Origin of the sequence: Chamaesiphon polymorphus CCALA 037, from assembly GCF_003003845.1 — a bacterium.
Taxonomy (GTDB): Bacteria; Cyanobacteriota; Cyanobacteriia; order Cyanobacteriales; family Chamaesiphonaceae; genus Chamaesiphon; species Chamaesiphon polymorphus.
This window is the reverse complement of record NZ_PVWO01000218.1, coordinates 1-8,954: the sequence shown is the minus strand read 5'-3', so window position 1 is coordinate 8,954 and position 8,954 is coordinate 1. Positions and strand designations below refer to the sequence as shown.

At 47.0% G+C, this 8,954-nt stretch carries 8 protein-coding genes and 2 pseudogenes; 7 read left to right on the top strand and 3 right to left on the bottom strand.

Going from position 1 to position 8,954, the window contains the following annotated elements:
- Positions 1-70: 70 nt before the first annotated feature.
- Positions 71-1,036, bottom strand: a complete 966-nt coding sequence (locus C7B77_RS16465; RefSeq protein WP_106307018.1) for a PP2C family protein-serine/threonine phosphatase — start codon at positions 1,034-1,036, stop codon at positions 71-73.
- Positions 1,037-1,254: 218 nt separating this feature from the next.
- Positions 1,255-1,878 (bottom strand): DedA family protein, encoded by a 624-nt coding sequence (locus C7B77_RS16460; protein ID WP_106307015.1) that lies wholly within the window; start codon positions 1,876-1,878, stop codon positions 1,255-1,257.
- Positions 1,879-2,022: 144 nt separating this feature from the next.
- Here C7B77_RS16460 and C7B77_RS16455 point away from each other — a divergent pair, with 144 nt between their 5' ends.
- The 7 genes and pseudogenes from C7B77_RS16455 to C7B77_RS16425 all read left to right on the top strand — a co-directional run bounded on the left by C7B77_RS16455 (position 2,023) and on the right by C7B77_RS16425 (position 7,194).
- Positions 2,023-2,316, top strand: a complete 294-nt coding sequence (locus C7B77_RS16455) for a hypothetical protein (RefSeq protein ID WP_106307013.1) — start codon at positions 2,023-2,025, stop codon at positions 2,314-2,316.
- A gap of 27 nt (positions 2,317-2,343) precedes the next feature.
- Positions 2,344-2,820 (top strand): hydrocarbon-binding protein, encoded by a 477-nt coding sequence (locus C7B77_RS16450; RefSeq protein ID WP_106307011.1) that lies wholly within the window; start codon positions 2,344-2,346, stop codon positions 2,818-2,820.
- Between the two features lie 169 nt (positions 2,821-2,989).
- Complete coding sequence (locus tag C7B77_RS16445; protein ID WP_106307008.1) at positions 2,990-3,832, top strand: DUF4388 domain-containing protein; 843 nt, start codon at positions 2,990-2,992, stop codon at positions 3,830-3,832.
- 734 nt (positions 3,833-4,566) lie between these two features.
- Positions 4,567-5,040, top strand: a complete 474-nt coding sequence (locus C7B77_RS16440) for a hydrocarbon-binding protein (RefSeq protein ID WP_106307005.1) — start codon at positions 4,567-4,569, stop codon at positions 5,038-5,040.
- Positions 5,041-5,098: 58 nt separating this feature from the next.
- Positions 5,099-5,464, top strand: coding sequence for a roadblock/LC7 domain-containing protein (locus C7B77_RS16435; RefSeq protein WP_106307021.1), 366 nt, complete (start codon positions 5,099-5,101; stop codon positions 5,462-5,464).
- A gap of 360 nt (positions 5,465-5,824) precedes the next feature.
- Positions 5,825-6,688 (top strand): DUF4388 domain-containing protein, encoded by an 864-nt coding sequence (locus C7B77_RS16430; RefSeq protein WP_106307002.1) that lies wholly within the window; start codon positions 5,825-5,827, stop codon positions 6,686-6,688.
- 7 nt (positions 6,689-6,695) lie between these two features.
- A pseudogene (locus tag C7B77_RS16425) lies at positions 6,696-7,194 on the top strand (GTP-binding protein).
- Between the two features lie 397 nt (positions 7,195-7,591).
- On the opposite strand, the pseudogene C7B77_RS16420 reads toward C7B77_RS16425, so the two are convergent.
- Positions 7,592-8,932 (bottom strand): annotated as a pseudogene (locus tag C7B77_RS16420) (ATP-binding cassette domain-containing protein); the annotation flags it as partial.
- Between the last annotated feature and the right edge of the window lie 22 nt (positions 8,933-8,954).

Sequence of the window (8,954 nt, the reverse complement as noted above, 5' to 3'; positions counted from 1 at the left end):
GGGATAGGGGATAGAAACCCAACACACTCAACGACGTGATTGCATCCGCAATTCTCAATTCTCAATTCATTTAATCGATCGCCAGAACAGCCACGGTAATATTATCTTGACCGCCTTGTTGATTGGCATAGCCGATGAGGTGACGGACGATCGAGAGCGGATCGGATGCTGGCGATTGTTTGAGCGTATGGTAAAGGTATGCGGAATCTGGGGCGTAATTCCACAAGCCATCGGTACACAGGAGTAAATAACTGTTGCTAGGGATGGTAAAAGTTGTGAGATTGGGCACACCATCATCGGCGGTGTCGGCACCGAGCCAGCGGACGATCGCATGAGCGTAGGGGGATGCTTCGGCTTCGGCGGGGGTATACATACCCGACTCGATCGCATCGCGCATCCAGGAGTCATCTTGCGTGAGCTGGAGGGATTTTTCGGGCGCGAGCCAGTAGGCGCGACTGTCGCCCAACCAGCCAATTGTGGCGATCTGGTCGCGGACGATCGCGGTAACGATCGTCGTGGAGGAGGGATCGATCTCTGATGTCGGATCGATCGGGATTGTCGCAACAGCTTGGAGTGCGGCATTGACACCAATTTCAATGGCTGTATCTGGCTGCGCTAGATCGCGACAGAGGGCAAGTTCGATCGCTTCAATACAGGCATTTACGGCAGCTCTAGAGGCCAGTTCGGGATGTTGGGAGCTAGATACGCCGTCGCAGAGGACAAAAATATATGTATCGGGGGCGAGGATTTTGAGGGCGATCGCATCTTCATTTTGATGGTGTCTGCGTCCGCGATCGCTAGCTCCTGCAAAATTGGTGGCAAGAGCGAGTTCGACGAGATCGTTCGAGATTGCTACTTGACGAAATCCGCATTCTATGCAATATCTGTCGCTGTCGATTTTGCTCGGTGACGCACCGCATTTCTGACAACTACTGTCGATCGACTGGGGACTGGGGTTCGTCGTCAGACTTGCCCCGCATTCTTCACAAAAGCGATCGGTTAGAGCGATCGTGCCCCCACATTGATGACAGTTCATAGATATTCAGTTGCGATCTTCATGTCAATTTTACAGGTAGAGTTGGGAGTTGGGAGCGGGGAGTTGGGAGTTGGGAGTTAGGAGCGGGGAAGAGAAATAATTATGTTGCACGAGCAGAGATCGTGCCTCAAACCAGCAACACCCAATTTTCAATCCAAAATTCACACTCCCCACCAATCCCAATTTCCAACTCCCAACTCCCAACTCCCCACCCTTATCTACTCGCCTTCTCCCGACTTGATACTCCGAGATTCCAGCCAGAGCGGGATAGTAATAAACCCGATCGCGATTAACAGAGCTAAGATAGCGAACTTACTCACCCACTCTAGCAACTGTTCGAGCGAGACTACCTTGCCAACAACAAAGGCGAGTGTCGTCATTACGCTCGCCCAAGTCACAGCACCAGCCAAATTGACAGCCAAAAACTTACCAAAAGGCATCTCAACTACACCTGCCATTGGACTCGAAAAGATCCGCAGAATGGCAATAAATCGACCGAAGAAGACGGCTTTAACAGCATTGTCACTAAATTTGGTCTTCATCTCTTCCAACTGAATCTCCTGGACGCGGAAGAGTTTTGCGCCAGCAACGATTAGTTTCCAGCCACCAGACTTACCGACGAAGTAGCCACAGATACCGCCCAAGAAAGCTCCCATCGCCGCACATGCCAAGACGAGCCAATAATTGAGTTCGCCACTCCCAGCCAAAAAACCACCCACAATCGTGATGGTTTCACCAGGCAATGGAATCCCCAAATTTTCTAACAGAATGCCTACGAAGACAGCGAGATATCCGTATTGAGTTGCCAGTTCCTGGATTGTCTCTAATGATAGGAATTCCATTTATACCTGAAGGGATAAAACTTTACAATTCTATAATAACTGAGGATTCGAGATTAGGAGATGTCAATTCGATCGCAATCTGGACAGGAGATCTGCCAGAGCGACGCCATGTCTAAAGAGAGCTAGGCGTTGCTGGATCTGGGTATGAAAGAGATGGAGAGGAGAGCGGGGAGCGATGCGCGCTCGTCTGGTTTCCAGACGGTTAAGCGCATCAAGACAGCGGGGAGCGGGGAGAAGAGGAATAATTTTGCTGTAAAAACTGAGAATTATACCTTAATCCAGCAACGCCGAGAGCTAATTGTTGAGGTTGTTGTTAGCAAATTGTCTGCCAGTGGGAATACTAGCGCAGAGACGATCGAAACACGACCGATCGTCAGCAGCCCCATGGCCAAACTCAGGACATATCTCTGGTGTGAGATCGAGCAGTTTTGTATTTAGATCGACAATCCTAACCAACTTAATAATATGTCAAATCCGATCGCCAGCCGTCCCCAATTAGGGGACTTTATTAGTATTGTTTGCTTCAAATCAGTAATTACTGGCATGGAAGAAGCTCTGGGCGAAAAAGCCACCGCGATCGCGTTGATTGCGGCTGGGCGCACGCGGGGTAAAAACTTAGTTAAAGATCTGGGCTTATCCAACTCTAGTGAGGATTTTATTACTATTGCCGAGCTGTTAAATCGGGCAGTTGGGAGTGAGGGTACTCGTTTAACGGCTGTCGATAAAATCGCCCAAGCAGGTGATGTGATTCGGGTGTATTGCTCGGAAACCGTCTGTACTGCTGGCGAACCTCAAGGTTCCGATCGCAAATGTACTTTTACGATGGGTGCTATTTGGGGCGCACTCAGTGAAATTACGGGTAAAAAGTTACGTGGCATTCATACCGAATCGGTCTTACGCGGTGGTACTCACGATGTGTTTGAATTCACAACTGTCGAGTAATCTAGATCGCACCAATTGCTATCGATCGAGTTATAAGTGGAGAAGACGATCGAGTTAGAAGTTATTGCCAGCCTGCACCCACCAATTAGTCCTCAGCGAGTGCAAGCTGGAACCTGTCTTTGTATCAGCTAAATATTTACTCGCTCTGAGCGATATTGGAGATATCTAAATGTCCCTAACTGGCTATTTATCAGACTATTCTCTGCCCGAAATTTTTAATTTAGTCCGCGAAGATAGTAAAACGGGATTGTTATCGATCGAATCAGATCGGTGCTTTAGCCGCTCTGTGGACAATTCTTATTACATCTGGTTCCAAACCGGAAGGATCGTGTCTGTAAATTACGGACATGGATTGGAGGATCGCGGCTTACTCAAGATGATGGAGCAAAGACGCTGGCTTACTCCAGAGCAGATTGCCAGGTTATCGCTTGAGGTTAACAAACTCCGACAACCATTAGGTACTTATCTCAAAGCTTGCAACTCGCTCGATGCCGAGCAACTGCGGTTGCTCTTTGACTCACAAGTAGTTGCTAATATCTGCAAACTGTTTGGAGAAACTCATTACGGGCGGTTTAACTTCGATTCGCAAGCCCCATTAAGTTATGCTGAAATGACTGGAATTAGCCTGACAGCCCAAGAGGTGTGCTTGTGGGGACTGAGAATGCTCCGAGATTGGAGTAGTTTAACGGCTAAATTGCCCGCTCCCGAATCTACACTCCAACGAATTTGTGACACACCGCCAGATTTGCGACTGGATACTCAAGAATCTAAAGTCTGGCAACTGGCTGTAGGTGAAATCTCGATCGCCGATATCGCCGCAAGATTGGGGTTAGAGATCGATCGAGTGCGACAGATTAGTTTCCGGCTGTGTGCGATCGATTTAATCCGAGAAATCTCAGCACCAGCAATTGCGCTGCCACAACAAAGTGCAGTGGACACTCCGGTCGCAATTGCGCCTGTGTCTGCCTCCTTTTTGAGCAAACTCGTGGGATTCCTCAAGAAAAAGGGGTAGTCGATCGTCTCAATTACAGCAGTTTGCGATCTAATCTGCCACACTCGAATCCCAGATGGTGCGTTACGCTGCGCGATAACACACCCTACCCTTGTGGTTCATTTGAATGGAATTTGCTGTAAGTTGGCACTCATTTAACTAACATCAATCTTGTCTTGAAAAGATACTTCACTTGCTGCACACCTCGGTTGGGTTTCCCGACCGAGAGAGCGTGACAGCGACGCATTAAACGGGAGGAAACCTCCCGTTTGATGCATCAAGACAAGACAAGACAAGACAAGACAAGACAGGGGAAACCTCGATCGCGCACTTTTCGCTCCCCGTTACCCCCTCTCAAAAAATCAAAGATGTGAGCTAACTCTTTGAAAGTTTAGCACTACGATCGTAACTATATTTATCGCAAATTATGACTTTTGACGCTCATTTGTAGTAGCGAATCTAACTAGCATAAATTTACAACGATCGCCTAAATTTCATAGTTTTTTCATCACTTTAATTCGGGCACTGCATGGCTTTTATAGCTTGTCCGATCTGCCAAGATCGTTAAGTAACCGTATCTGAAAAAAACTTGCAGATCGATGTTAGAAACGGTTGTTAACTGGGAATAGTAATGTGAGGGCTAGTTTGAAATAACCGAATGTTATTCCGCTAACTGGTTGCCATGCGGTAAATCTAGGTACTCAGACCTAGCAGATTCGATCGATTATCTATCATCTCAAACGGATTTATTGAATATGTCAGATACACTTGCTAGTCGCCCAACTTTAGGTCAATTTAGTAGCATTGTTTGTTTCAAAGCAGTTATTACTGGTATGGAAGAAGCTCTCGGCGAAAAAGCGACAGCGATCGCCTTGATTTCTGCTGGCCGCGAACGCGGTAAAAATTTAGCTAAAGAATTGGGTTTATCCGGTGCTACCCAAGATTTAAGTGTCATTGCAGCTAAATTAAATGAAGCAATCGGTGCTAATGGTACTCACCTGACTGCTGTCGATAAAATTGTCGAAGAAGGCGATGTTATCAAAGTTTATTGCTCGGAAACTGTCTGCTCTGCGGGCGAACCTCAAGGTTCCGATCGCAAATGTACTTTCACCATGGGTGCAGTTTGGGGTGCCTTGAGCGAAGTCACTGGTAGAAAACTACGCGGGATTCATACCGAATCCGTCTTGCGTGGTGGTACTCACGACGTATTTGAATTTACGTCTCTCTAGTCAAGATCGATCGGGATTAAATTATCAACCTAACTACATTAATTACTTAGAGGATATTATGGGCGCAAGTAAAATCGGCGGCATTTTACAGAATTTTGTTTCGGGTACTGCGGATGTGCAAGGTGCAGCCTTGGTATCCCACGATGGCTTACCATTAGCATCTAGCCTACCTGGTGCAATGGATGAAGAACGGACTTCGGCGATGTCTGCGGCAATGCTCTCCCTCGGCGAACGCATTGGTAAAGAATTATCCCGTGGTAATGTTGAAAAAATCATGGTCGAAGGTGCTGATGGTTATGGCATTCTCATCGGTTGTGGCGAAGATGCTGTCTTTTTAGTTTTGGCAAATCAGTCTGCTAAGCAAGGACTCTTGATGCTAGATATCAAACGCGCAGTTACCGAAATTAAAGCTGCACTAAACTAGTTATCGCTATATCTACCTACACCATATCTACCAACACTTACGGCAAGTTAATTTAATTTGTCGTGCTGGTGTTTATGCCACTCCGCCCAGATCGCAGACCCTCCAAATTTGGGGGGTTTGAGGGTATGGACGAAAAATATTATAGATAAATCGATGATTTAGATCGGTATAAATACGCAGCCTTTACTAAACAGATAAAAATCGCCATCGCGTTGTGACGCTCGTCCAATTTAAATTTAATTAATTGGTATAGAATCGATATTTGCCATAAGGCAAATGGGTATACTTCTTTTAGTAGTGTTCTATATTTTTTAAATCATAGATATTTGCTGTTATTAATTATTTAAGTTGGAGATATAAATGTCCTTAGCTGGCTATTTATCAGAATATTCCTTAGCCGAAATCTTCCATTTCGTGCAAGAAGGTAATAAATCAGGCTTACTCTCGATCGAACCAGAGCGTGGAGCGATCCGATCGCTCAGCGATACTTATTACCTCTCATTTCAAGGCGGGCGAATTATGTCTGTCGCCAACAGCAGTGGCATCCAGGATCGAGGCTTGCTCAAAATGATGGAGCAACGACGGTGGCTGAAGCCAGAAAAGGCCGCTCAAATAGAAACTCAGATGCATCTACTCCGTCAACCATTGGGCACCTATCTCAAATCTGTCAATCTGATTAATACCGAGCAGTTAACATTAATGTTTAACTCGCAAGTCGTCGCTACTGCCTGCAAGTTATTTGAAATCCATCACGGACGATTTAAGTTCGATCCGCAAGCACCTTTGAGTTATGCTGAGATGACTGGATTGAGCTTGAATGCCAAAGAAGTTGCATTACTAGGCATGAGAATGTTAAAGGATTGGCGCGGTTTGAGTGCCAAATTACCCGATCCAGAATCTGCACTGCAACGACTATCCTCCGAACCAAATGGCTTGCGACTCGATAGCCAAGAATTTAAAGTCTGGAACTTATGTTTGGGAGAGTTGTCGATTTCTAAAATTGCTCAAAAATTAGGATTAGATAGCACTACAGTCCAACAAATCGGCTTTCGCTTAAGTTCGATCGGGTTAGTACAAGAAGTTTGTGCCGAGCCGATTCAACCCGATCGCAACCAAGATGTGGAAACTCCAACCCCTGTCTGCGTGGGGGGTGGGAACGCGACCGTTCCGGTCTCGGCTTCGTTTCTGAGTAATTTAATGGGCTTTCTGAAGAAAAAGGGTTAGACAAATCATGGAAATTATGAATCTAGTTGTCACAGGTACGGTAGGGGCGGGTAAAACCACCTTTATTCGCTCTGTGAGTGAGATCGAAGTTGTTGACACCGACAGACGCGCGACAGATGAGGTCGCAGATCTCAAACAAAATACCACTGTTGCCATGGATTTTGGAACTCTTCAATTTGGGGAAGAGATGGCATTACATATTTATGGGACTCCCGGTCAAACTCGGTTTGACTTTATGTGGGAAATCTTAATCGAGCGCGCTCATGCTTACGTATTGTTGATTGCCGCTCACCGTCCCAGTGAGTTTCATCACGCACGGCGGATTATGAATTTTATGAATCGGCGGGGGGAAAACCCCCCTGGCGTTGGTTTATAAAGATTTTACCCAACAACCGCCGATCGTGCTCGTAAATGCCGCTGACGGCGAATCGGTTGCGATCGCACTAATTTCGTTGGTAGAACATTATATGCACACCACGGCGGCTGCGGCGATGGTTGGTAGCTAGCTAAATTCAATCTTACAAATAGTAGAAGATTACCGATCGAAAAATCGGTAATCTTCTACTATTTTGCCATGCGATGTTGTCACTTTACCCATAAAATGGCTGTCTACGCCAGGTTATGCTTCACAAGCATAAGTACCTCCTATAAAAATAGTTCACCCGCAACAATCTCAGCCAACTGGATCTCGTTGTGGATTGCGCTGTCCGACACGCCTTGAGGTTGTTTTCTTGGCAGGTGGTGAGACATCTTTTACATTCACTATTTCATTGAAATTTTAAGTCAAGACCGCCCAAATTGCAGATTTTGAATTTGTCTCAGAGCAAGGGTTGCAACCTCATCTTGTAGGTTTTTGGGCGTATTCCGTCACAACGCCTATTTAGGATCGAGGAAAACAGTCAATTAAGCAGTTTGTCGATCGATTAGTCGAGCGAATAGTCCTTGCTGATGAGCCAGTTCCGTAAAATTGCCTGATTGGACGATGCGGCCACGATCGAGGACATAAATGCGATCGGCGTTGCGAATGGTACTCAGACGATGGGCGATCGCAATTCGGGTCACGTTCAGCAAACCTAAACTTGCGCTCACCATCGCTTGAGTCTGATTATCCAAAGCACTGGTCGCTTCATCGAAGAGGAGAATTTTGGGTTTGAGTGCTAGGGCGCGAGCGATCTGCAATCGCTGACGCTGCCCGCCAGATAGATTAGCACCTCCTTCACTGACTACCGTGTGCATTCCCATCGGCATGGCTTGAATATCTGCGGCCAATCCAGCCCGCGCTGCTGCTTCCCAGGCTTCTTCTAAGGTGGTGAGAGAATTGCCGACGATGTTGTCAAAAATGGATGCAGAGTTTAACCGTCCATTTTGTAAGACAACACCAAGCTGTCGCCGCACGCTATGTACGTCTAGCCCAGCTAAATCTCGACCATCATAGACAACTCTACCGGATTCCGGCTGCTCGAACCCCAAGAGTAAGCGTAATAGTGTTGATTTACCACTTCCAGACGGCCCGACAATTGCAATAAATTCGCCCGGTTCCGCATGGAGACTGACATCTTGGAGAATGAGTTGACCTGCTGGCTGATAACGGAAATTAACGCTTTCGATCGCCAACTGACCGGAGAGTTTACCGGGATCTCGCTGGTGCCGATCGACTTCAGGAGCGGCATCCAGAATGGGCTGTGCCCGTTCCCATAAGGGAATAACCCCCAAACTATCGACAATGGTTTTGCTGAGACTGGCTGCGCCGCTAATGAAGCTGCCAAATGCCGCATTAAAGGAAAAGAAGCTGCCCAGGGAAAAGTTACTGTCTTGCTGTTGGAGCATTTGAGTGGCAGCGCAGAAAATCAGGACATTGGTAAGTGGGGGTAGGACGCTATTAATGGCTGCCAACACATCTTCGATCTGCTGGGTGCCGAGCGTCAGGTGGAGTTGTTGGCGATACTCTTTGCCCCAGTAAGCAAAGGCACGGGCTTCTGCGCCAGCAACGCGGAGTTTGGGTACCCCGTTAATCATTTGCACCATCATCCCCAGGAGAATGCCCTCCTGCTCGGAGAGCGGACGCATTTTCCGCAGGGTGAGCACGCCGGAAACCAGTGTAATGACTATGTAAATGAGGGCAATGACGATCGCGAGTAGGGCTAGGCTGCTGTTGTAATAGACGAGCAATCCCAGATTGAGGAGCGAAAACAGACCAGCGAAAATTGAGGTGAGGACGCTACCGCTCAAGATTTGTTGAATTTGACCTGTCTCTTATACACATCTC